The 26,089-nt window shown below is 38.5% G+C and carries 15 protein-coding genes; 12 read left to right on the forward strand and 3 right to left on the reverse strand.

The genetic code is table 11. The annotated features are described in order from the left end of the window. Positions 1-11: 11 nt before the first annotated feature. From JI667_RS16530 to JI667_RS16575, 10 genes are all read left to right on the forward strand, one after another. Positions 12-1,223, forward strand: coding sequence for an alginate O-acetyltransferase AlgX-related protein (locus JI667_RS16530; RefSeq protein WP_206857156.1), 1,212 nt, complete (start codon positions 12-14; stop codon positions 1,221-1,223). A gap of 177 nt (positions 1,224-1,400) precedes the next feature. Next, positions 1,401-2,681 (forward strand): nucleotide sugar dehydrogenase, encoded by a 1,281-nt coding sequence (locus tag JI667_RS16535; protein ID WP_206857159.1) that lies wholly within the window; start codon positions 1,401-1,403, stop codon positions 2,679-2,681. Positions 2,682-2,839: 158 nt separating this feature from the next. Beyond that, entirely contained in the window at positions 2,840-3,625 is a 786-nt protein-coding gene (locus JI667_RS16540; protein ID WP_206857161.1) for an ABC transporter permease, read from the forward strand. Continuing rightward, entirely contained in the window at positions 3,626-4,378 is a 753-nt protein-coding gene (locus JI667_RS16545) for an ABC transporter ATP-binding protein (RefSeq protein WP_206857164.1), read from the forward strand. It abuts the gene before it with no gap. Continuing rightward, positions 4,375-5,637: a glycosyltransferase gene (locus tag JI667_RS16550; protein ID WP_206857165.1), complete on the forward strand. Its 1,263-nt coding sequence runs from the start codon at positions 4,375-4,377 to the stop codon at positions 5,635-5,637. Before JI667_RS16545 ends, JI667_RS16550 begins: the two co-directional genes overlap by 4 nt. Before the next feature lie 68 nt (positions 5,638-5,705). Further along, positions 5,706-8,429 (forward strand): glycosyltransferase family 4 protein, encoded by a 2,724-nt coding sequence (locus tag JI667_RS16555; protein ID WP_206857166.1) that lies wholly within the window; start codon positions 5,706-5,708, stop codon positions 8,427-8,429. 309 nt (positions 8,430-8,738) lie between these two features. Then, positions 8,739-11,936 (forward strand): M14 family metallocarboxypeptidase, encoded by a 3,198-nt coding sequence (locus tag JI667_RS23190; protein WP_206857167.1) that lies wholly within the window; start codon positions 8,739-8,741, stop codon positions 11,934-11,936. Positions 11,937-12,201: 265 nt separating this feature from the next. Further along, on the forward strand, positions 12,202-15,603 hold the full coding sequence (locus JI667_RS16565; protein ID WP_206857174.1) for a glucosaminidase domain-containing protein: 3,402 nt from the start codon (positions 12,202-12,204) through the stop codon (positions 15,601-15,603). Positions 15,604-15,701: 98 nt separating this feature from the next. Next, complete coding sequence (locus JI667_RS16570) at positions 15,702-17,819, forward strand: alginate lyase family protein (protein ID WP_206857177.1); 2,118 nt, start codon at positions 15,702-15,704, stop codon at positions 17,817-17,819. Positions 17,820-17,986: 167 nt separating this feature from the next. Beyond that, positions 17,987-20,110 (forward strand): heparinase II/III family protein, encoded by a 2,124-nt coding sequence (locus JI667_RS16575; protein WP_206857178.1) that lies wholly within the window; start codon positions 17,987-17,989, stop codon positions 20,108-20,110. 47 nt (positions 20,111-20,157) lie between these two features. Here the strand turns inward: JI667_RS16575 and JI667_RS16580 are convergent, their stop codons facing one another. Then, positions 20,158-21,360, reverse strand: coding sequence for a glycosyltransferase family 4 protein (locus tag JI667_RS16580; protein ID WP_206857181.1), 1,203 nt, complete (start codon positions 21,358-21,360; stop codon positions 20,158-20,160). 94 nt (positions 21,361-21,454) lie between these two features. Between JI667_RS16580 and JI667_RS16585 the strand changes: the two genes are divergently transcribed. Beyond that, complete coding sequence (locus tag JI667_RS16585) at positions 21,455-22,582, forward strand: glycosyltransferase family 4 protein (RefSeq protein WP_206857182.1); 1,128 nt, start codon at positions 21,455-21,457, stop codon at positions 22,580-22,582. A gap of 141 nt (positions 22,583-22,723) precedes the next feature. Next, positions 22,724-23,812 (forward strand): glycosyltransferase family 4 protein, encoded by a 1,089-nt coding sequence (locus JI667_RS16590; protein WP_206857184.1) that lies wholly within the window; start codon positions 22,724-22,726, stop codon positions 23,810-23,812. A 297-nt stretch (positions 23,813-24,109) separates the two neighbouring features. Here the strand turns inward: JI667_RS16590 and JI667_RS16595 are convergent, their stop codons facing one another. Further along, on the reverse strand, positions 24,110-25,105 hold the full coding sequence (locus JI667_RS16595; protein WP_206857186.1) for an LCP family protein: 996 nt from the start codon (positions 25,103-25,105) through the stop codon (positions 24,110-24,112). Positions 25,106-25,323: 218 nt separating this feature from the next. Then, a complete protein-coding gene (locus JI667_RS16600) occupies positions 25,324-25,956 on the reverse strand; it encodes a YigZ family protein (RefSeq protein WP_206857189.1) in 633 nt (210 codons plus the stop codon). Positions 25,957-26,089 lie beyond the last annotated feature (133 nt).

Here is a 26,089-nt window from a genome sequence, read left to right on the forward strand (position 1 = left end):
GGAGTTTTACAATGAAATTAGGCAGCGTCATTACAACTGTGGGATTCTTGGTTATATTATTCCTATTGGGAGGAACCACTTTACTGAAAGAACACAGGGATGTCTCAAAGTTTGAAAATAGAGTACTCGCGGAAAAACCTGCTTTAAATAAAGAAGATCTGCTTTCAGGGAAATACTTCAAAGATTATGAAACCTACTTTTCAGACCAATTCCTTTTCAGAGACAGGTGGGTGAAAACGTTTACAATGTCTCAGATCTTACAAAATAAGACCTACGTAAACGGATACCACATTACTGAAAATGGCTGGATTCTAGGAAAGCCCATGGAAGGTATAGCATCGAACGATCTTGAGGCTTCAGCTCAAAATCTAAAAAACCTATCTGAAAGATTAGAAGAAAATGGATCTAAATTCCTGTTCGCACCATTTCCGGCCAAAGTTGTGGAAACGGCTAACCTGCTTCCTTCATATGTATCACATGGCACCGGAAGAGAGAATTACCAATACTTAATAAATGAATTAAGGTCATTGAAGGTTGATACACTGGATATGTCAGCCATGTGGAATAAGAAATATCAACCAGAGGAACTGAAGAATTTTTATATGAAGACAGACCACCATTGGAACATGGATGGAGCTTTTGAAGGTTACCAGGATCTTATTGGTTATGTAGCAGAACATTATCCGCAAGTTCCAAAAGATTACCAAAAGGAAAATTATAAGTATGAATGCGTGAAAAATAAAAAATTTGTGGGAAGCTGGAATCGCTCTCTGTATGAAATCGTGGATACGACCATCGATGATTTTTGTTATTATCACCCTGCTTCCTATGATTTCCAGGATTATAAGGTATATAAAGGGGAAATTAAGACAAAGAACAAAATAAAAGAGATTGGCGATTTATATGCCACTGGATTAAAAGAACAGGCAAAGGAATTCAATTATCATACGGCTTATGCAGATAATTATCCAGAATTAAATATTGTCAATGATAAAATCAGTAATGACTTAAAAGTTTTGATCCTAAAGGATTCCTATACAAACCCAATCATCTTACACCTTGCTCATCACTTTCATCAAACCACTATCTTTGATTCAAGGTATAACGAGCAGTCTGTGAACGACTATATACAGAAAAATGAGTTTGATTTAGTGATCGTTACTTTTAACACGAATAATCTAAGGGGATCAATGTATGATTTTGGTCAATCAGGCAAAAAATAAGTGATTGCAGAACGAATAAAAATGTTACAGAATATTTAAAAGTAATGAAATCTGTGTCATTTTGTTATTGTATGATTGAAAAAAAAAGTAGTGGTGATATAATTAGGAATTGGTATTTGCAATCCATTATAGCAACAAAAATAGTTTGGTTAAATATAGATGAAAGTGGGGATCCCCTTGAAAATTTGTACAGTAGGATTAGGATATATAGGTTTACCTACGTCCATTATGTTTGCAAAACATAATGTTGAAGTGGTTGGTGTAGATGTAAAGCCAGAAGTAATCGATTCTTTAAACGCAGGAAAGATTCATATCGAAGAGCCTGGACTTCAAGAAGCATTAAATGAAGTCGTAGACAAAGGAACGTTCAAGGCATCATTATTACCGGAAGAAGCGGATGCATTCATTATCTCTGTTCCAACTCCGAATAATGACGACGAACATAAGTCATGTGATTTAACATATGTACTATCAGCAGTGAAAAATGTTCTACCTTATGTAAATAAGGGAAATGTGATCATTGTTGAATCTACCATTGGGCCACGCAGTATGGATGACCATGTAAAACCGCTTGTGGAGGAAGCAGGATTCACAGTGGGGAAAGACATATTCTTAGTACACTGTCCTGAACGTGTACTCCCTGGTCAGATTATGCACGAATTGATTTATAACAATAGAATCGTTGGAGGAATTACACCGGAATGTACAGAAGCTGGTGCTATGGTATATTCTACTTTTGTACAGGGTGAGATTATTAAGACGAATGCTAAAACAGCTGAAATGTCGAAACTAATGGAAAACACATTTAGAGATGTGAATATTGCATTGGCAAATGAGTTGACAAAAGTTTGTAATGAATTAGAGATTAACGCGTTGGACGTTATTCAAATGGCCAATAAGCACCCTCGCGTAAATCTGCATACACCTGGACCGGGAGTGGGAGGTCACTGTTTAGCCGTTGATCCGTACTTTATCGTAGCTAGTGCACCAGAATCAGCTAAGATGATTAACCTTGCAAGATCAATCAACGTGTCCATGCCATCCTTTGTAGTGGAGAAAGTTAATCAATTAATGGAAATGGTTAACGGGAAAGTAGTGACTGTTTTCGGTCTTACTTATAAAGGGAATGTAGATGATATACGAGAAAGTCCAGCAATGGAAATCTACGATATCTTGAAGGCTGAAGGAAACTTCGAAGTAAGAGCATTTGATCCTCATGTTGAGAAAGACTTCGTTGAAAAAGACCTTAAGAAAGCCGTGGATCAGTCAGACTTAATTCTCGTTTTAACGGATCATAATGAATTTAAAGAATTAGACTTCACTGATTTGCAAGGAATGGCCAATAAACAAATTTTTGATACAAAAAATGTTGTATCCAACCGTTCGGATGAATTTGTTTACGCTAATTTCGGGAATATCTACCATGTTCTTAAGAGCAAGGACGAAGTTCATTCTTAAAATAAGAAAATAACGAAAATAAATAAGGGCTGAATATGATTTCAGCCCTTTTTCAAATGAAGGACTGTTATGGAAACGTAATATACCCTTCATATATTTTATTAACCAAAGTATGCTACTATTAAGATGCTTTTGAATTTTTGATTAGGAGTACGTTTATGGGTGTTTATAAAAAATTCTATCATGAAGTGAAAGACAACTTTGATTTGATCCGGTACTTAACGGTATTTGATTTAAAAACAAATGTTTCAAGAACCTATTTAGGTTTTTTATGGTGGATACTTGATCCCCTTCTTTATATGTCAATATTCTATATTTTAGTTCATGTGATATTAGGCAGAGGGGGTCCGGACTATCCAATCATTTTATTTACAGCTTTAATTCCGTTGAAATGGACTACCTCCTGTCTGGTCGATGGGACATCTTCCATATCAGGTAAAGGAAGAATCATTAAACAAATTTATGTGCCTAAGATCGTTTTTATCATCGTTAGGCTGTTAGTCAATACTGTGAAATTTAGCATTAGTTCAGTCGTGCTTGTCCTATTCCTTTACTTTTATGGAGTAGAAGTAGGGATTACTTATCTTTATTTTCCTTTAATCATACTCGTACAAGCTTTTGTTATTTTTCCGTTTATGATCTTATTTGCTCATTTGGGAATTTATATTAAAGATGTAAAAAACATGATGCAGTATATCGCAAGAATATTAATGTATATTTCCCCGGTATTATTTACGTTAGATACTGTACCAAAACATTTAGTGGATTATTTCTATATAAATCCACTCACAACGTTTATAGAATCATACCGGAATATATTAATACACGGAGATGCTCCATTGTGGACACCAATGTTCCTAATTGTGGTATTCTCTGTTATTCTGCTTAATGTTTCGCTCCACTTATTATTTAAATATGAAAATCAGTACGCGAAGGTGATGTAAGTGTCTGACTCAGTAATTCAACTCAAAGACTTATGGGTTTCTTATCCAAGGCAAACAGATGGTTTGGTTAATAATATAAAAAGAATGGTACGAAAAGAAGAGAAAAAGAAGGAATTCTGGGCATTAAAAGGACTGAACTTTGATGTCAAGAAAGGTGAAGTACTTGGTGTTATCGGAAGAAATGGCTCTGGTAAAAGTACTCTGCTAAAAATACTAAGTGAATTAATAACTCCGGATAAAGGAGAATATAATGTTTCTGGAAAAAGACCTGTCCTGCTATCTCTTGGGGCGGGATTTGAACCTGACTTGTCCGGGATGGAAAATATCTATTTGAATGGCCTCCTTCTTGGTCAAACGAAAGAAGAAATTACCAAGAAGATAGATGAAATTGTCGAATTCTCTGAACTAGGTGATTTCATTTATGAACCAGTTAGAACATACTCTTCCGGAATGAAATCACGTTTAGCCTTTTCAATCGCAATCACCATTGATCCTGATGTCCTTTTGATTGATGAAGTGCTTGGTGTCGGTGACCAATCTTTCAGAGATAAAAGTAAGGAAGCCATTCTTGAGAAAATACAGCAAAACCGTACGGTCATCTTAGTAACACATTCAGCTAGTCTGGTACGGGAAATCTGTGACAGGGTTGTATGGATTCACTTAGGAGAACAGAGAGAAATCGGGACGGTGGATGAAGTGGTTCCGAAATATGTTCAGTTCATGAGGGATATAAAAGGGAAAAGCCAGACATGAACGTCGTAATGCTCCTGTTTAAAGATGTATTATTCGATGCAAGAGTGAAGAGAGAAGCCCTTGCTTTAGCAGAAAGTGGTTATAAAGTGGACATCTTTTGCTTAAACGAGTTTAAGAAGTCTGCTGATGATTTGAATCACGGCCTTATTAATGTGCATAAGATTGACATTTTTTCAAAAACAGCGAAAGCTTCTATACAAGCGGACGGCCAAGGTAGGAGCTCCAGTCGATCTGTAAAGAGACTGATGGTTAAAGTAATCAGAGCGCCCTTCGTAAAGCTGTTGAAAGATATGGCTGCTTATAAGCAATTTGGGAGTAAGGTGAAAGCACTCCTTAATCATCATCAAGCAGGTGTCGATATCATTCATTGTCATGATTTAAATACCCTGCAAGCGGGCATTACGTTATCGAAAGCTTTTCAAGCGAAAGTCGTTTATGACTCACATGAGTTATTTAATGAAATGGCTGGGAGAAATGATTTGGACCGGTGGTATGGATATAGACAAGAAGGAAAGTTAATGAAAATGGTAGATGAATTGATCGTTGTTAATCCTTATATGAAAGAGGAGTTTCAGCGTTTATATGGTGAAAAGTCCACTACCATCATCCAGAATACACCGATCCATCAAGAAGATTGCATGGAAATGGTCGAAGAAGATTATTTCCGTAAGAAGTACAATCTTTCAGCTTCGGATATCATACTATTATATCAGGGAGGAATCAATCCTCATCGGGGGTTGGAAGAAATTCTTCAAGCAATAAAGGTTTTACCAGAGAACTATAAACTTGTGTTGATGGGTGAAGGAAGATTGACCAATCATTTAATAACACTTTCAAATTCATTGGGAATAGCTGAAAGGGTATATTTCCACCCTCAAGTTCCATCTGCTTACGTACTGGGTTATACGAAAGAAGCAGATATTGGATTAGTCATGTATCGAAATACTAGTAAGAATAATTATATTTCGACGCCGAATAAGATTTTTGAGTATATGATTGCGGGGATACCAACGATTTCTTCGGACCACCCAGGGAAAAGTTATATCATAAACAAAGAGAATACAGGGATTTGTTCGGATGAAACTCCTGATGCGATCGCATCTTCTATAAAAATGGTTATAAAAAACTACGATTATTACCAAAATAATTGTAAGGTGAATTTCCATAAATATACCTGGCAAGTGGAGAAAGAAAAATTAGTGAATCTCTATACCAGGTTGAAAGAATCTTATCGTTTGACCTCTGATCAAACAACGTAATAATTCAATTGAAGTTTTTTAGAGGGAAGCCAATCGCTTTCCTCTTTCTTGTATGAGGAGGGAAACAGTTGAAAAAAACCATCCTGGAAATTTTATTCTTAAGAAGCCTCACGTCTAATTCCGAAACGATACAGAATCGCTTATTTCGTCAATACGCTCAGCAAGCAAATGTATTCGATGAGGGGAGGAGACTTGTCAGTAAAGCTTCTAAAGTAAATAGACTCCCTATATTAAGAGAGGTCATTCATCGTACGATTGCTTTGAGTGGACAGGAAAAAGAATATCTATTAGCACTCATCTACTATCAAATGGGTGATCTACCCCATTCGTTATCCTTCTTAAAAAAGTTGAAAAAAGAGGCTGTTTCAGTCCGTCAATTAAAAGGAAAGGTTTATTTTGAACTAAAGGAAATGTCCCTGATTTTTGAAGAAGGTTTAGCAGATGTATTGAATCATCATGAGGGTCAGCAACTTTTCTATTTTGCCCTAAGTCATGCTGATATGAATTCCGCGATAAAAGTAAATGAACAGTTTCAATTGGGGCATGGGATCAATGGGATGAATGTAAGAGAATTCCTTCAAAGCGATATATCGGTCGAGAAAATAAAAGAAGCCATAAATTATCACATGCCAGAGGAAATAGCCCTATGCCTTTTTGCAAGTCAGGCAAGAAGAAATCCGGAGAAATTCAAGGAATTCCTGGAGTCACTTTCTAATTTTTTTCATGAAAGCAGTCTTGAACCGTTGTTTGAGAGTACACCTTGGAGAAGTATAGTTTTTTCGAAAAGATGCATAAAAGAGAATAATTATAAACAAGCTCTCGAATGTTTATTAAATGCCTATTCTTTAGGTGACCGTTCTAAGTATCTCCAATCTCTATTCTACCAATGTTTTCATCACTCCACCGATTTCGGTTCCATTGATGAGATTAAGCTGAAGAGATTGGTGAATGAAGGGTTCATTCCATTAAGCCACTCATCATCATTACAGGTATTGAAAGGAAATGAGTACTTTTCCTATATGTATCAATATTACCCTGTTAACTCAGATTCAAAGAGGAATTTTAGCATTCTTGTCTCTACGTTACACTCATTTCCATCCCCTATACGCAAAAGCACGTTTGAAAACTTAGCTAAACGGGTGATGGGGCTAGGTGCAAGTAAAATTCCTTTAAACCGAGAAGCGTTGTCCTATTTAGTGGAGGGCCTGGATCAAGAAAAAGAATTCGCCCTTAAAGGAAAGTGGCTCATAGAAAATGGTCACTCTGAAGAATGCTATAAAATGGTTGAAAGTCATCAAGTCAGCACGGCAACTATCTTATACTTTTCAGATCTCTCCTATCAATTAGATCACTACGGATTAGCGTTGAAATTAACGAATCTGGCTCTCAATCATTCCATGCAAAAGCCGTTTATATATAAACGGCTCATAAGCATTCATCATCGAATCGGAAATTTGAATGAAAAGCTTTATTATATAAAGAAACTAAAGAAGTATACAGGGAAATTGTTACAAAAAGAGTTTGAAATTGCACAGGATGAGGTCTATTTGTCCGCCCATAAGTGGGACTGGGAGCCGAAGTTGAACTCGACTAATGAAAAAGGAGACTCAATTCTTCATGTTCTTAATAAGTCCGTACCAGAAATTAATGGGTATACGATCAGGAGCAGAGAAATTATTGAATCACAAAAGCAATTAGGATGGAATCCTGTTGTCGTAACAAAATTGGGCTGGTGTCCTTCTTCTGAAGAAAAAGGACATACTAACACTTACGAAGGAATTGACTATATAAGACTCTCTAAAGGAAAGATGCGGTTAAACACGGTTCCTTTAACGGAGTATTTCAATCAATATGCCAATGAACTAGAAAAGGTTGTCAACGAGACACATCCAAAAGCAATTCATGCTGCTTCAAATTTTCAAAACGCACTTCCTGCTCTTGTAGTAGGAAAGAAAAAAGGGATCGAAACAGTGTATGAGGTCCGAGGTTTTTGGCATGATACGACGGCAAGTAAAGTGCCGGAATTCAATGAATCTGAAAGGTATCGGTTGCATGAACAGTATGAGGTTTATTGCTGCCAGATAGCCGACAAGGTAGTGGCGATTGGAGAGAGTCTGAAAGATCAATTGATTACGTTGGGTGTACCGAAAGAAAAAATAACGGTTATTACCAACGGTGTGGACTGTCAAACCTTTTCACCCATCCCCAAGAATAAAGATTTAATAAAAAGATGGAATCTCGAGAATAAAACCGTTTATGGATTCATAGGGAGTGTCACACACTACGAGGGATTGGACTTAGCATTTAAAGCCCTGGTGGATATAAAGGAAAAAGGGGTGCCCTTCCACTTTGTTCTTGTAGGGGACGGCCCTGCACTAAAGGACTTAAAAGAGTTGTCCGTTGAACTTGCATTGGAAAATCATATAACTTTCATAGGAAGAGTACCTGCCTCAGAGGTAAAAGAATATTATTCTATAATTGACATTTTTCCGTTTCCCAGAACCAAAGCGAAAGTATGTGCATTAGTCACCCCTTTAAAGCCTTATGAAGTCATGGCTATGGGGAAACTAGCGTTAGTCAGCGATATACCTGCATTAAATGAAATGGTTACGGAAGGTGAGAACGGCTTCATATTTGAACCGGAAAACGTGGAATCTCTTGTGCAATGCTTGCTTTATGCCAGGGACCATTTAGATGTTGGTGAACGTTCGAGAGAATGGGTAAAGGAAAACCGAAACTGGAGCTCTATGGTACATCAGTATAAAGAGGTTTATCAAACCAACAATAATTAATCATCACACATAACACCAGTTCTTTGATCTATACCCTCCTGAATAGGGATATAGATCAAAGGCTGGTGTTCTTTTATTACGTGGCTTATTGTTATTTCTATAAAATTCCATAACTGGTGTTCACAAACAAAGGTTTAATAGTATAATATAATCTGTGCAAATTTAGTCAAAAAGGGGAGAAATACGATTAGAACATTCAAAAACAGATTAAATAGCTGGCTTTCTTTTATTCTGGTATTATCGCTTTTTTTACCATATCTTACTCCTGTTACTGCGAAGGCAATAACAAATGATACTTTACTGGTAGAAGTGAAAGAAGACATTGCGTTAAGTTCTCAGGATAAGGTGGATGGTATACTGCATAAGGGAAGCAAGGTATATGTGGGATCATCCGAAAGTGAAGGGGAGTATGTATTTTCCTTCGGGGAGATTCCCTACACCCTTAAAACTACTGAGATAGCAGAAGTAACGGATGAGACCCTTTCCGATCTTACTAATGATCCTTCTGCTGAAGAAAATCACATTACGGTTCCAGAGGGAACAGTAGTATTTGATCATATTACATCAACTCCAATCATTACGTTGAAAAAAGAAACGGTTTTACCTTTACTTTCATTAAGCGAAGAAGAAACGGTGGTTCTTATTGGAGGAAGAGAAGGGATTTTATCAAGTGAGACCGATAAAGATCCAGAAGAAAAATCAGAAGAGGATTCACCCGGTGAAGTGAAGCCTGAGAGTGAACCAACTACAGATTCTTCAACAAACGATCCCGTAGACCCACAACCGGGGACTCAATCGAAAGAAGAAAATGTGAAGAGTGAAGAAGATACTAAGGAGGAGCCGGTTAAGTCTTCCGAATCTTCTAATGATGTAACAAGAAGTTTCCAGGAAAATGACACCGTTTTTGAAGTGACAGAAGAAACCGAGGTATTTATAAAAGAGGATGGAAAATTAGTTCCTGTAGCCACACTGGCACAAGGTGAAATGTTTCATAGAGAAAGAGATTATACTTCCTGGCATATGATTTATGTAGGGAATAAACAGGCGTTTGTAAAGAAGGAAGCGACAAAGTCGATTGAAAATCCCGATAGGCATCCACCTAAAAGTGCTGACGGAGGCAATCTCTCCATCTCAATGGCAAGCGATGCACCTGTCTATGATAATTCTACAGGGAGCTTAGTGAGATTTGCTACACTTAATAGCCATACGGATATCACTGCCGTTCATGAGTATAGTAGCTGGTATGCCGTTGAGTTAGGTGGAAGGCTTGGTTATGTCGCAAAAGAGTCGGTTGAGAAGCAGTTCTCCCAGGATACTAAATTCTTCAAAGTGACAGAAGATAGCCAGTTGATTTATGAAAAGGTTTCAGGGCAGCTGGTTGTTGTTGGTAAATTAAAAAAAGATCAGGTTTATCCTAGAACCGATGACTACACTGCCTGGCACAAAATTAAGCTGGGAAACCGATCTGCGTTCATAAAGAAAGAAGGAACAGTACCCAGTGATGGTAAGGGTATAAAAAATATATATAATGAAACCAGTCACTCCAATATCATTAAGATGACAACTGATGCAGTTGTTTATGATAATACGTCTGGTGAATTAATTCCTTTCGGGGTAATAAATGAGGGAGTTACATACACTGTGATTAAAGAATATGGCAGCTGGTATGCTATTCAGCTGGCAGGAAGACTCGGTTATATTGCAAAAAGTGACGCAGTTGCTGAATTCACAAGTAATACCACGTATTTTGAAGTAACTGCCGATGAGCTTCCGGTTTATGATAATTCAACCGGAGAGTTAGTTCAAGTAGGTTCTTTAAGTAAAGGTCAAGTGTATCCAAGATTAAAAGATTATACATCATGGCATATGATTGAATTTGGAGATATCATGGCATATGTTCCAAAGGATGGAACAAGACCATCAGAGGCACACTTTATTAAGAATGAAAGTGGAAATGTGTCCACTAACCATTCCGTTGCAATAAAGCATTCCACTCTTGTCTATGACAATACTTCAGGAAGTTTAATTCCCTACGCCAATGTACTACCAGGCAGAAAATTGTCATTATTGAACGAGTATACAAGCTGGTGGGAAGTAGAGATTGCTGGAAGAGTAGGATTCATTCATAAAGAGGATGCGGCATTATCGTTTAGTCCATCTATTCAATACTTTCAAGTAACTACTGATACACCGATTTATACGAAGAGTGGCTCTTCCCTTAAAGTGGTGGGTTATTTGAAAGAAGGACAGCAATACCCTCGAACCAGTGACTTCACAAGTTGGAATGGGATCTCTTTCAATGGGAAGGCTGCTTATGTGAAAAAACAAGATACCATCCCGCTGCTTAGTCATAGAATTAAGAACATCAGTCATGTGCCTACCCCGATCGGGAGCATGGTGACAACCAAAAAGGTTAAGGTTTATGATAATTCAGGCAGTAATCTGGTGCCATTTGCAGAATTAGAAGGGGATACATCTTATTCCGTAAATGAGGTTTACACCAGCTGGGTGAAAATTTCAATCGCAGGAAGAGAAGGGTTTGTCGATCGAAATGAAGTGAAGTTAAATGTCTTATTATCTAAGAACATCGTAAACCCTAAAAAAATCTATACGTATACTCAAATGCAAAGAGATATTTGGGAACTACGTGAATCTTATCCAGGGCTAGTCCAAACTAAAATAATCGGGAAATCTGTAGATGGCCGTAATCTTTATGCAATTAAGCTGGGAAGGGGCAGTACGGAAATAATGATCAATGCCTCCCATCATGCCAGGGAGCATATGACAACGAACCTGGCAATGGAGATGCTGGACGTATATGCCCAATATTATGTGGATGATAAAACGGTAAAAGGTTATTCTGCCAAAGATATCCTTGATAAAACATCTATATGGTTTGTTCCCATGGTTAACCCGGACGGTGTATCGCTTGTACAATATGGTTCTAACAGTGCGAAGAACCCTAACTATGTACGTAAACTGAACAATGGAAGCTCAGACTTTTCATCTTGGAAAGCAAATATAAGAGGTGTTGACCTTAATAGGCAGTACCCTGCTAACTGGTCCATACAAAGAGGAACAACGGAACCGGGTCCACAGGATTACAAGGGACCTAAACCATTAAGTGAACCAGAAACTCAAGCCATGTATAACTTTACAATGAGTAGAGACTTTAAAACAGCATTAGCTTATCATACATCCGGTGAAATGATTTATTGGTCATATGAATTAGCAAATAAAAACCTGATGAACACAAGTAAAAGAATTGCAGAAATGATACGGGAACAAACAGGTTATCGTCTCATGCCCCCTGCTCCAGAAGCAATCGGGGCTTATGATGATTGGTTCATCAGTCAATTCGGAAGACCTGCGTTCACTCCGGAAATCTCACCTTATGCAGGTCCAAATCCAGTTCCGTTAAAGAACTATGATGCGATTTGGCAGGAAAACAAAGCAGTTGGCTTGATGCTGGCATTAGAAGCCTATGAAAATCGTAATAATCGATAAAAGTGAAAAGCTAGAAAGATACCCATCTTTCTAGCTTTTTTACATATCTTTCATGAAACCAATAAGAAAAAATCCAGAAAAAACATGTTAATTCGACAAAAATGGAAGAAATTACAGTTAATCCTTCCTGCATTTTTGGATAATTTTAATAAATTTGTCTTGTATTGCAGCTTTTTGTAAAATATTATAATAATAGTAATCTACTTTTAATATTTTAGAGGAGGAGTTTGAAATTTACCGCTTTAAAACTAAATTTGTTCTTTGTATGGTTGTTGTTTTCCAAATCCTTTCTTTCCTGCCGGGATATAGTCAAGTAGCATTGGGGGAAGAGGGCCAACAATTAGTACAACTTGTCGACGACTTTACATTGACGTCAAAGGATGGACGGGAACTCGGTCAATTAGCTGAGGGTTCGATCCTTTTTGGAATGAAGTCTACTGAGGAAGGGATACTGGATTTACAATGGAACGAAAAGTGGATTGGAATTCCTGAAAATGCTGTAAAGTATATTGAGGATGAACAAATTTCTTACGTAGATTGGAATTCTTCAATAGGTTCCATCACAGCTGGCGAAGGTCCTATCCCTCTTCTGGATCTTAATAAAGATGAGGTTGGGGAGATTTTTAAAGGGATCTCCGTTAATGTTGTGAAGGAAGATGAAAGCTACTTTTATGTTGTCATTGGAAATCAAGAGTTTCTCATTAGTCGATTAGACAATGAAGGGGAAATGATAAAGACATCCTTAGAAGTAGGTGAAGCGACGGATGAGGAGCCATCAGATTCCAATTCCAATCAGCAACCTTCAAGCGATGAAGTGACTTTTGATCCGCAAGACGGAGAAACGGTTACAGAAGACGTGACGAGTGAAGAGGAAGTCATTAAAGAGCCAAGTGAAACGACTTCCGATGAAGTAGTGTCAGGGAATGGAGAAGGTACAGAAGAGAAGAAAGAACAAGCTAAAACGTTCTCAATAACTTCTTTATCCAAGACTACTTCTGACAATACCATTCAATCTTTTACTTCAAATGACAAATTTTTCAAAGTGACAACAAAACAGGTAGCTGTTTATGATAACAGTGTTTCGCCTATGAGGATAGTAGGTTACTTGAAAGAAGGGGAAGAATATCCCCGAGTAAAGGACTATACAAGCTGGCATGAAATTCAGTTTGGAGATGAGACAAGGTTCGTTTCAAAAGCAGGAACAACACCGAGTAACGGTAGTATGATCCCTAATACATATTATGGTCAGGCAACCAATACCAAGATAAAGGTGTTAACGGATACTGGTTTACAGGATAGAATGGGTGGAGATCTGTATGCTACCCTAAAGGCAGGTACAGAATTACCTATAGTGGAGGAATCCACAAGTTGGTACAGTGTCGTCGTGGCAAATAGAATGGGCTATATTAAAAAGGCTGACTCTATAAAAATAGATGATATTGGCAAAGATCCAAATGCTTTTGAACCTACTGATAAATATTTTAAAGTAACAGCAGGTCAGGTAGCTGTTTATGATAACAGTGTCTCGCCTATGAAAATAGTAGGTTATTTAAAAGAAGGGGAACAATATCCCCGAGTTAAGGACTATACAAGCTGGCATGAAATTCAGTTTGATAATGCAACAAGGTTTGTGAGGAAAGAAGGTACAACACCAAGTACTGGGGCTGGAATCACCAATAAATATACGGGACAATCAACAGATACGAAGATCCGCTTAAAGGTAGATGCCAATGTACTTGATAATACTACAGGGAAACATTTTGCAACTTTAACCAACGGGTTAGATATATCTATTGTCAGAGAATATACGAGTTGGTACAGTGTCGTGGTAGCGAATAGAATCGGCTATATTAGAAAGGCCGATGCTCAGCTGGCTCCAGATTTTTCTTCGGGCGACAATTATTTTAGAGTTCTTGAAGATGGAAGACCTATCTTGGAGAAGGTTGATGGACAACTCGTCCAGGTCGGGACCTTGGATAAAGGTGTTTACCCTAGGACAAAAGGTTACACCAGTTGGCATGAAATTAATTTTAGAGGGAAATCTGCTTATGTCAGTATCGACTCTACCATAGCAGACAGCGGTAAGAGCGTAACCAACTTAAATACTACCTATTCGAATGGTCCCAGAACCTTCTTGGTAGAAGAAGATGTGCAAGTCTATGACAATTCTACATCAGCTGGTCTTGTTCCTTTTGCAACCATTGAGCATGGGGTTACGTATCCAGTGGTGAATGAAAGTGATCATTGGTACAGAATCTTGATTTCCGGTGTAATCGGATTTGTCCGTAAGGCTGAAGTAAAAGGAAAGTTCCTTCCAGAGGACAACTATTTCAGAGTCTTACAAGATACGCCTATTTTTGATAATCGAAGCGGCTCGTTAAAGCAAGTAGGGACACTTAAAGAAGGACAGGTATACCCAAGAACGCAGGATTATACGAGTTGGCATGGAATTAAATTCAGCAACTTTCAAGCGTATGTATCGAAACACCAAACCATTCCGGACTCGGGTTCTTCACTAACGGATGTGAACAAGACATGGAAGAACACTTCGAGGGATTTTGTGGCCTTGGAAGATGCTGTGGTTTATGGACAGTCAGGAGATCCGATTGGAACGATTTTAAAAGATGAGCATGTCTATATTGCAAATGAAAAGGATGGTTATTGGGGCGTTCTGTTTGCTAACCGGACTGCATGGGTGAAAAAGGAAAGTGTATTGGCAGGGATATTGAAAGAGATTGCGTATAACGATTATGATATTTCTTTCAATGAAATGGTGAATAAGCAAGATGCTGTAGATCCACAGACTGATTTATATACCTATGGATATGTACATGCAAGTTATATTAATACAACGACTAGCACCACGTATCCAAAAGCGGGTACAACGACAAATCGATTGAATATTCGAAGCGAACCTAATACAAATAGCTCAACCACTATTTATATGACGACTTCATTGGGACAAAAGTTAACCCTTGTCTCAAAGGAATCAGATAATTGGTATAAGGTTAAATTACCGCAGACGTGGGTGAAAGCAGAAAAAGAAGATACGGCTCATTATTTGAATGCAGAGAATTTTTCCGATGATCCTTCAGGAATCCTGCAATTCCTTGTGTTATCCAGATATGCGGGATTACCTGATACAGAGCTGAACAAGCTACTAGTAGGGAAAGGAATTCTAGAGGGGAAAGGGAAGTCCTTTGCAGCAGCAAGTACCCTATTTAGCTTAAATGAAATCTATTTAGTTTCTCATGCCATTTTAGAAACAGGTAATGGAACCTCCAAGCTTGCTACGGGGGTACAAGTAAGTGAAGTAGATGGTAAATCGGTACCTCAAAAGACGGTTTATAACATGTATGGAATCGGTGCATACGATTCAGATCCTCTAAAATATGGTTCTGAATATGCATACAAACAAGGCTGGTTTACTCCTGAGGCTGCCATCGTCGGTGGTGCTCAGTTTATTGGTGAAAGTTACATCCATAATCCAAGCTACCAGCAGGATACGTTATATGAAATGCGTTGGAATCCGGCAATGCCTGCAACTCATCAGTATGCAACTGATATAGGGTGGGCGTATAAGCAAACATATACAATAGCAAGTTTATATAGTCAGCTTAATAGTTATGTTTTGTATTTAGAGATTCCTAGATATCTAGAAAAGTAAAAAAAAGAAGACAACCTACAAAAAAGGTTGTCTTTTTTTTCCTTTTAAGTAAATGTGTGTTAAAATTTAATTCGTCTTTCAACAATTTAGGAGGGGAAATGTTGGGTTTAAGAAATAAAGTAATAATGTTTATTGTGTTAATGGTCGGTATATCGTTATTTAGTACGGGTACAGGTAATTCTGGTAAAGCAGCAAGCTATAATCCTTTTACTCTAACGATTACGAAAGCAACGTATTTATATATGAAACCAGGGGGGGAACTGGTTAGGTATAAGTACGCAGGTGTGGGAAGAACGTTTGATGAGCCTTTGAAGAGGTCTGGAGATTACTTTGTCATACGGCCTTATAGCACTTCCTACTATATTCCTGTTTCCGATGTCAGATTGGATACAAAGTCGGTGTATATGGATACTCTCACAAGCAGTAATTTTGACCGGTTGATTCAAGAGTTTTTTACCGAGTCACAAAAGGGATCACACCCGTATGTCTATAATAAATATGCTGAGAATGATGTCATAAAGTACGCTGATTCGGCCCTTAAAGGAGAATGGAAGTTGTTAGCCCATCCTTATGAATTGGCAGTGAACGATTTGGATACGTTTGATTGGAGGAGGCAACTCCCTTCAAATAATTCTTTTTTATTTCAATTAAACTATTTAATGGTCGTAGAGCAGTTGACTCAGGCGTATAGAATAAATGGAAATCCTGATTACTTAGCATATGCAAGAGATATTATTGAAGATTGGCATGAAGATTTTCCGATTGAAGGATATCGAAGCTACAAATGGGGATATAATGATCATGGAACTGCGATCAGGACGTTTATACTAATCGATTTCTGGATGACGTATAAAGAAAGCCCTCTCAACGACCTATATCATTCGGAATTTTCTAATGAACTGATGACGATGTTTTATGAACATGGTTGGTTATTAAATATGTGGAGTTTCTATCGTCCAAACAATAACCACGGCATGTTTCAAGATCTTGCTCTTTTGGCCATAGCTGAAACATTTCCTGAGATGTCACCTTCAAAAGAGTGGAAGAATACAGCCACAAGCCGCTTAATAGATCAAATCGATCATGGGATAAGTAAAAATGGCTTACATATGGAACACTCGCCTATGTACCAACATTATATTTATACGAGTTTAGTAGGCTTCTTGGATTGGGCGGAAGATAACAACTTTTCTTTACCAAGTGAGATGATTAGAAGGGTCAGACTGATGCCTGAGAATTTAACCTATTTAACGAAGCCGAATGGAGTGTTACCGATTTTTGGGGATTCTCCTGCCTCACCAATGTCAGTGGGAATCGTACCATATTCAGAGGACTATCCTGAAATGACCTATTCGATGACAGGTGGACAATCGGGATCAGTTCCAAAGGAAAGGTCAGTGAATTTATCTGATCAATATGCGATCTTCAGACAGCATTGGGGAGAGAATCAGCCCTTCAAAGATTCCGTGTTTTTCGGTATGACAGCCGGTTATCATAGTACGGCGCATAAACAACCGGATGATTTAAGCATTGATTTGTATGGGTTCGGCGGGGATTATATTGTCGAAACCGGGAGATATGCGTACTTTGCTTCCGAAGAGAGAAGAACGGCTATGAGTACCGGAGCCCATAACATCGTGCAAGTAGAAGGCAGTGAGTTCTCTTTATCCTCTGATAATATAGGGAAAAGCGGAATCGAAGAAGTAACGACCAATAGTGACGGAACAATGGAAGCGGTTGGTTCTCACCAATTAATTCCAGGTGTCACGCATAGAAGACGCGTTCTCTATGATCAGGAGAAAACATTTCTGATTTCGGACACATTAAAAGGAACGTATACGCGTAATTTCCTTCAAAAATTCCACCTTGCCCCTGAGTTTACCGTCAAGAAAGATGATGTCCGAATGACTGTAGCAGAACACCCTTCTGGAAGGACACTATCCATGGTACAAGTATACGCACCAAGCTTAATTACGGAATCGGTCGGGACAAGTCATGTATCGTACCGCGATTATACGTGGACGGAAAGACCGGAACTGACATATGCCCAAGAAAACAGAAGTGTGCGATTCATGACACTTATTCATTTAGGTGAAAATCCGGTGGATACAATAGAAGATGTTGATTTCGAACGAGTGGATGATCAATACGTCATACACTATAAGATCGCAGGAGAAAAAGATGTTCAAACCTTTACCTTTACTGCGGATTGGTAAGGAATAAGGGACTCCCCGTCATTACCTATGGCGGGGAGTTTTCAGGCTGAAGAGACTCTCTCGACAGTCTGGCGATTTTTTAAAAAGATCACCTATCTTTTTTAAACCATAGGAAGAAAATTGTGGTAAGATATATCAGGTTTCTATTTCATGATTCTGGAGGGGAAATGGTGAATTACAGAAATAAAGTCATAATATTAGTATTGGTGTTAACGGGGTTACTTTATAGTGCCGCGGATATAGGAAAGAGCAACACAGTAGAAGCAGCAACCTATAATCCGTTTACTTTAACCATTACCAAAGCAACGTACTTGTACACTAAACCAGGGAAAGAACTGGTTAGATATAAATATGCCGGCGTGGGCAGGACGTATGGGGTACCCTTAAAAAGGTCTGGAAATTATTTTGTGATACGGCCATATAGTACTTCATACTATATTCCTGTATCCAATGTCAGATTGAACTCTAAACCGATCTATAAGAGTACACTCACAAGCGTTGAATTTGACCGATTAGTTCAGGAGTATTTTACCGAGTCACAAAAGGGATCACACCCGTATGTCTATAATAAATATGCTGAGAATGATGTCTTAAAGTACGCTGATTCGGCTCTTAAAGGAGAATGGAAGTTGTTAGCGCATCCTTATGAATTAACAGTGAAAGATTTGGGTGGATTTGATTGGAGGAGAAATTTGCCGTCGAACAACTCATTCTTATTTCAACTAAACTACTTAATGGTGGTGGAACAACTTACTCAGGCATACAAAATAAATGGGAATCCTGAGTATTTAGCCTATGCAAGAGACATTATTAAAGATTGGCATGAAGCTTACCCCATTGAAGGTTATCGAAGTTACAAATGGGGTTATAATGATCACGGTACAGCGGTTCGAACGTTTATTTTAATCGATTTCTGGATGACATATAAAGAAAGTCCATTAAACGACCTTCAACATTCAAAATTTTCTAATGAACTCATGGCGATGTTCTATGAACATGGTTGGTTATTAAGTAAGTCGAGTTTCTACCGTCCTCATAATAACCATGGTATGTTCCAGGACCTTGCGCTTTTATCTATATCTGAGACGTTTCCTGAGATGTCTTCTTCTAATGATTGGAAGAAAATAGCCACAAGTCGCTTGATGGATCAAATCGACTTTGGGATAAGTAAAGATGGCTTACATATGGAACATTCGCCTATGTATCAGCATTATATTTATACGAGTTTAGTAGGTTTCGTAGATTGGGCGGAAGCAAACAACTTTTCTTTACCAAGTGAGATGATCAGAAGGGTTAGACGTATGCCTGAGAATTTAACCTACTTAACGAAGCCGAATGGAGTGTTACCGATTTTTGGGGATTCTCCAGCTTCAGCAATGTCAGTAGGGATCGTACCATATTCAGAGAACTATCCTGAAATGACCTATTCGATGACGAAAGGACAATCGGGAACAGTTCCAAAGGAGCGGGCGGTCAACCTCTCTGATCAATATGCGATCTTCAGACAGCATTGGGGAGAGAATCAGCCCTTCGAAGATTCCATATTTTTCGGTATGACGGCCGGTTATCATAGTACAGCACATAAACATCCCGATGACCTGAGCATTGAACTTTATGGATTTGGCGGAGATTATATTGTCGAAACCGGAAGATATGCGTACTTTGCTTCCGAAGAGAGAAGAATGGCTATGAGCACGAGAGCCCATAACATCGTGCAAGTAGAAGGAAGTGAGTTCTCTTTGTCGTCTACTAATCTAGGAAAAAGTGGAATTGAAACAGTAACAACCCGTGATGACGGCATCATGGAGGCAGTCGGTTCACATCGACTAATTCCAGGAGTTACTCATCGAAGACGAGTTCTGTATGATCAAGAGAAAACCTTCTTAATTTCGGATACGTTAAAAGGATCAACTACAAACACCTATTTGCAGAAATTCCATCTGGCACCTGGATTTACAGTGAAAAAAGATGATGTTCGATTGACAGTGGCTGAACATCCTTCCGAAAGGACTCTTTCCATGGTACAAGTATATGCCCCAAGCTTAATTTCAGAATCTGTCGGGACAAGTCATGTATCGTACCGTGATTATACGTGGACGGAAAGACCAGAACTGACATATGCCCAAGAAAACAGAAGTGTGAGATTTATGACTCTTATTCACTTAGGTGAAAACCCGGATGATACTATAGAAGATGTTGGCATCAAACGGGTGAATGATCAATACGTCATCCACTATAAGCTCACAGATGAAAAAGATGGTCAAACATTTACCTTTACTACAGATTGGTAAAAAAATAAGAAACTCCCCGCCATTACCTATGGAGGGGAGTTTTTTCTCTATGAAAATTTTTTAAATGCATCACTCAATTTAACTGCAAGAATTTTTCGATTGTAATCTTTCAGAAGCGACTCTCTCATTCGATCCTTCATAGAAGGAAATTCACGATGCTTTTCCTTTGCATTCAACACCGTTTCGATGAAAGATTGAGAGTTCTCAGGTTTGAAAAAGAAACCGGCATCACTTTGTTCTACAATCCTCCTTGTTTCTCCGTCCACCCCTACCAGAACAGGAACGCCCATCGCCATATAATCGAATATTTTGGAAGGGATCGTGATCGTGAATAATGGTTCGTCCTTTAAGCTGACAATTCCCATATCAGCATTCGCATAAACGGACTCTAACTCCTTCTTAGGCACCCCTTTGAGAAAAAGTATATTCGTTAAGCGATGGTTTTTAGCTTGTTGGACCAGTTTTTCTTTTTCAACACCTTCACCAATGAATAGAAAATAGATAGACGGATCTAATGATTGAAGCCTTTCTGCTGCCTCGACAATCGTTGAGAGGCTTTGTGCAGCTCCGATATTGCCTGTATAGATAAGAAGAAAAGCATCATCTGGAATACCATACTCTTTTCGTATATCCTTTTCGGCTTTTGGTTCGATGATATCTTCAGGGTTTACACCGTTCGGAATGATAGTGATCTTTTCTCCGGGGAATCCAAGTTCCATCAATCTTTCTTTGTATCCTTCCGTCACTACGACAATTTGGTCAGCGTTTCTATAGAGGAATCTCTCCAGTTTTCGAGCGAGAGTAAGCAGTTTTTTATTATTAAATTGACCGAGAACTTCTGCAAAATCTACCCATAAGTCTCTCACTTCAAATACAAACTTTGTTCTATGAACTTTACTTAGTAAGTAACCGGCGAAAGCTTGAAACAGCTGAGGAGACGTGGCATATACAACATCAGGTTTTCTCACAAACAACCCTGTAACAAAGGAAGTGAAAGCAAAGCTGAAGTAATTAGCCAAACGATTCAACGAGCTCTTCTTTTTATCTTTTACTTGGAAGCTTCGATAGATGGTCAATTTACCTGCCATTTCTTTTTTAAACATAGCAGAGGTTGTAGTATGATTAGGAAAGGATGTTAAGATATGAAGATCATGTCCTAACTCAGCAAGGTTACTGCTCATTTCAAATGCCCTTCCTGGTGCTGCACCTATTTCTGGTGGGAAATGCTGCGTAATATAAATGATTTTCATATAAATCCCTTTCTGGAACCGATAGTAATCTATTAAGTCATTTTAAAATAGAACGGAACTTTTCACAACTCTAACAAGATAAGGAATGTCAAATATGAAAAAAGTATGTGTTCTCACAACAGTACATCCAGCTTATGATGGGAGGATCTATCATAAAGAAATCAAAAGCCTGAAGAAGGCAGGATACCATGTAACGCTTATTGCCCCCGAACCTGAAGATAAGAATATAGCGAAAGAAGACGGTATAGAACTCATCCCGATCTTTAAACCCAAGAGTGAAATTTCACGTATTCTTCAATCGTTTAAAGTTGTGAAAGCAGCAATGGAGACGAAGGCGGACATCTATCACTTCCATGATCCTGAATTATTGCCTGCGGGGGTCCTTATTCGCTTAATGACAAAAAGACCTGTTATATTTGATGTGCATGAACATTATCCGAATGCGATAATGAGTAAGAAGTATCTTAAAAATTGGTTGAAGAGACCAATCAGTTTACTTTACCGGATGATTGAGAGGGTTTCACTTACAGTCATTTCAGGGGTTATATATACAACAGAGGAAATAGGAGAAAGGTATAAACGGTATAAAAGTATCAAAATTGAAAATTATCCTTTAAAAACCATGTTCAATGACTTGAATGAGCGTAGTCCTAACGAGTTTGAATTACTTTATTTAGGGGGTATAACACCAATAAGGGGAATAGAGGAACTGATTCGGGGATTTGCCATAGTACACCAAGCAATTCCCGAAGCCAGGCTGGTATTTGTAGGTGGCTTTGAATCCCATTCTTTTGAATTGAAAATTAAAAAAATAGTGGAGGAACTAGACCTTGAGAATCACATCGAGTTTAAGGGAAAGTTTCCATATACTCAGATTGCCCAATTTCTCTCGCATTCATCCTTAGGGGTGATTCCGTATTTACCTGTCCCCAATCACTTAGTCTGTCTCCCAAATAAGCTATTTGAATACATGGCTGCGGGAGTGCCTGTGATTGCGTCTGACTTCCCACATTATCGAAAAGTGGTGGAGAACGCTCAAGTAGGTATATTAGTCGATCCAGAGCAACCGGCTAGGATAGCGGAAGGAATTTTATCCTTATTGACCAATCAGAGTTCACTGGGAAAGTACAGCATAAATGGAAAGTCAAGTTTCGACAAAACGTATAACTGGGAAGAAGAAGAGAGAAAGCTTGTCACATTCTACCGCACGTTTCATAAATAGTGCTTAAAACGAAGCAGGGATTAAGTAATAGGAAAAAGTTTGTTTGCATGATGTAACAAAGTTTTACAAAAAATATCATTGAAAGTTCATTTTTTTTTGCTATGATGGAGTAAGTGCAACTAACCTAAGTAGGTGTAAATTATGACATATTCTTTAACTCAATATATTCTCGCCTTTCTCTTTTCTTTCGTTGTTTCAATCGGCATTACACCTTTAGTAAGGAAGCTTGCCATTAAGGTTGGGGCAATCGATAAGCCGGAGGAAAGAAAAGTACACACTGATCTGATGCCTCGTCTTGGAGGAGTCGCCATTTTCATCGGTGCTGCAACGGGTTACTTGTATTTGGCGCCTGAATCCATTTATATGCAGGCCATCGTTACCGGAGCCAGTATTATCCTGGTCGTCGGAATTCTTGATGATTTATATACATTAAGTCCGAAGCTCAAACTGGTAGGTCAAATTATTGCAGCCTTGATCGTGATTTCTTCAGGCTTACTAATTGAAAAATTCACGTTCCCTTTCTTTGGGACTGTTTATTTACATCATTGGCTCAGCTTCCCTGTCACATTGTTATGGATTGTTGGAGTAACCAACGCCATTAACTTAATTGACGGATTAGATGGATTGGCAGCAGGGGTGTCTTCTATTGCCCTGGGCAGTATACTTGTTATGGCTGTCGGTGACAGTCAAGTGCTTGTTATCGCTTTATGTGTCATTTTAGTAGGAAGCAGCTTAGGCTTCCTTTACCATAATTTTTACCCTGCAAAGATCTTTATGGGGGATACAGGAGCATTATTTTTAGGATATTCCATCGCCATCATATCGATGCTTGGACTTTTCAAAAATGTCGCGTTATTTAGTTTTATCATTCCAATAATCGTGCTGGCTATTCCTATCTTTGATACAATCTTTGCCATCATACGAAGAGCGCTTAAGAAACAGAATTTCGCACAACCGGATAAACAACATTTGCATTACTGTATTTTAAGTTTAGGCTTCAGTCATAAAGCATCCGTGTTGATTATCTATTGTGTAAGTGCTTGTTTTGGTGGAGCGGCTATACTATTTTCAAATGCGACTTTATGGTTTTCGATTGTGATCATCTTCGTACTCCTTTTATTGATACAGTTCACTGCCGAAATTATTGGCTTGATAGGGGACAATCGTACACCTTTGCTCAATATGATTAGAAGGATCACCGAGGTCCGTAAACCGCAAAAGAATCAATAAGAATAAGTTATGTATGGAGACCAAATCGAATGATTTGGTCTTTTTTATGATCTCAATTGTTTAAGGTTGTTGATTATGCACATAGTGATAAGTTGTACCTATATTTGCAAGACGTCGGAGCTTTCCTTCCCAAATCTTGAAATTTACCTACAATCAACTCATACATCTCTTGAAGGAAAACGGTTATTATTTACGCCGTGCGGCCCGAGCAGTTTACAGAGGAGTCGACACGTTTGCTAAACACTAACCAATAACAAGAAAATCGCCTAGGGTTGACTAAGCGATTTTCTTGAAATACTATTCATTTTCATTCTTGGATGTTTTACCGTGTTTAAGATGGGATTTTAATTCATCCTGCAGGTTCACAAGCTCCTCTTCATCTGGAACAAAATAAGAGATGCCATCTATATATTCAGGGGTTCCTTCTAGTTTTAATGTGTCGATATTTGATGAATTAAAATCGGAGTATTTACGATAAAAAGCTAACCCATCCGATACTTTGAGGTTTGTCTCAATGTTCTTACCAACCTCTTTGGACAATTCGTCCACTTTTAACAATGTCTTGGCGGAAGCTAGTTCATCAATGACTGACTCAACCACCTGTTTTTGTCTTTCATTACGCCCTAAGTCTCCCATAGGATCCTGGAGTCTCATTCTTGCATAAGCTAATGCTTCTCTACCATCTAAATCCATTGGCCCTTCGGTAAATTCCAGCTTCTCCGCAACTCGATCATCACTGTTCTGAGTGAAATTAAACGGAACATCTACGGTAATGCCTCCTAACACATCCACAATATTCTTAAATGCATCAAAGTTGACAGTGACATAATAGTCAATCGGAATGTCCAAGAAGTTTTCTACTGTTTCAATTGTATTTTCTTTGCCTCCATATGCGTAGGCTGCATTGATTTTCGTTTTAACATCCATATCAGCAATATCCACCAGCGTATCTCTGGGAATACTAAGCAATTGCATTTTTCCATCATCGGGATTAAATGTAGCGACCATTAATGTATCCGAACGTCCGTTATGCCCACCTGAAGAATAATCTTCAATTCCCATGATTAAAATGGATACAGGATCTTCTAATATTGTAACAGCCTCGTCCCTCATCTTGGATTTGTCCCGCCCGAAATCATCGTACGTGTCACTTGCAGCTTGGTAAGATTGAAACATGAGATAACCTAAAATACTTCCTACGAAAGCAATAGCAATAAATAGAAGAAGAAAGACCCGCTTCAATATTTTGCGTTTTTTTCTTCTTTTATAAGACTTTATATCTTGTCTATACATTTAAATAAAACTCCCCAAGTTTAATCATTTTTAAATAAGATAGTAATTAACAATTTAGTCTATAATTTAGCTAACGTTTTCAAGGCAGAATAAGAAAGCCCTATACACTAATATACAATCTTCGACATCTTATTAAAAGTCTTTCTTTTAATGTTAACGAAATTGAAATAATTAACCCCATAATAAGGGACGGACCTTCAATTTTAAAGGTCCGTTACTCAAACATCCGACTCCAGGTACTCCACATCTCCCTCAAAAATTTCACCCTGTCCATTCGTCAGTTCCGTCATCCAGTTCACAAATTGATCCTTTAAAGCTTCTTCTACATACACCTCGACCACAACAGCATCTAAGTAATGAATGTCTTTTAATTGATAGATGGAAGACCTCACTTCATTCTCAACCTTGCCAAGCCACGTATAATCAATCTTCGTTTTCATTACTCTCACAAGCCTTCTTTCAACGACCCCGGTAGCGTTAAGCCCTTCAGAGGTAGAACGTCCATACGCCCGGATCAACCCGCCGGTACCAAGCTTGATGCCGCCGAAATAGCGGGTGACAACTACAACCGTATCTTTAAGATCCCGCTTCTTTAACACTTCAAGCATAGGAACCCCTGCCGTCCCACTCGGTTCCCCATCATCGTTCGCTTTCTGTATCAGATTCTGTTCGCCGATCATGTAGGCAGAGCAGTTATGATTGGCATCATGATGCTTCTTCTTAATGGTTGCAATGAAATCCTGTGCTTGCTCTTCCGTTTCCACACGATTCACATAAGCGATGAATCTGGACCGTTCGATCGTGATTTCATGTTCACCGTAACCTTTGACGGTAGTATAGTGATGTAGCAAACTCCATTCTCCTTCCTCCATTGTCGCAACGTACGACAAAAAACGCGCTGAATTCCTTCTTCACTATATCTAAAAATGGGCAGAAATGCACAACTTGAGCTAGTGATGAAATTTTATTTCAGGTAAATCCCAG

It is taken from the genome of Bacillus sp. NTK074B (genome assembly GCF_017303375.1).
Lineage (GTDB): Bacteria > Bacillota > Bacilli > Bacillales > Bacillaceae_B > Rossellomorea.

Coding starts and splice junctions, on each gene's coding strand:
- JI667_RS16530 (WP_206857156.1), top strand. CDS start 12: ATGAAATTAGGCAGCGTCATTACAACTGTGGGATTCTTGGTTATATTA.
- JI667_RS16540 (WP_206857161.1), top strand. CDS start 2,840: ATGGGTGTTTATAAAAAATTCTATCATGAAGTGAAAGACAACTTTGAT.
- JI667_RS16550 (WP_206857165.1), top strand. CDS start 4,375: ATGAACGTCGTAATGCTCCTGTTTAAAGATGTATTATTCGATGCAAGA.
- JI667_RS16565 (WP_206857174.1), top strand. CDS start 12,202: ATGGTTGTTGTTTTCCAAATCCTTTCTTTCCTGCCGGGATATAGTCAA.
- JI667_RS16570 (WP_206857177.1), top strand. CDS start 15,702: ATGTTGGGTTTAAGAAATAAAGTAATAATGTTTATTGTGTTAATGGTC.
- JI667_RS16575 (WP_206857178.1), top strand. CDS start 17,987: ATGGTGAATTACAGAAATAAAGTCATAATATTAGTATTGGTGTTAACG.
- JI667_RS16580 (WP_206857181.1), bottom strand. CDS start 21,360: ATGAAAATCATTTATATTACGCAGCATTTCCCACCAGAAATAGGTGCA.
- JI667_RS16585 (WP_206857182.1), top strand. CDS start 21,455: ATGAAAAAAGTATGTGTTCTCACAACAGTACATCCAGCTTATGATGGG.
- JI667_RS16590 (WP_206857184.1), top strand. CDS start 22,724: ATGACATATTCTTTAACTCAATATATTCTCGCCTTTCTCTTTTCTTTC.
- JI667_RS16595 (WP_206857186.1), bottom strand. CDS start 25,105: ATGTATAGACAAGATATAAAGTCTTATAAAAGAAGAAAAAAACGCAAA.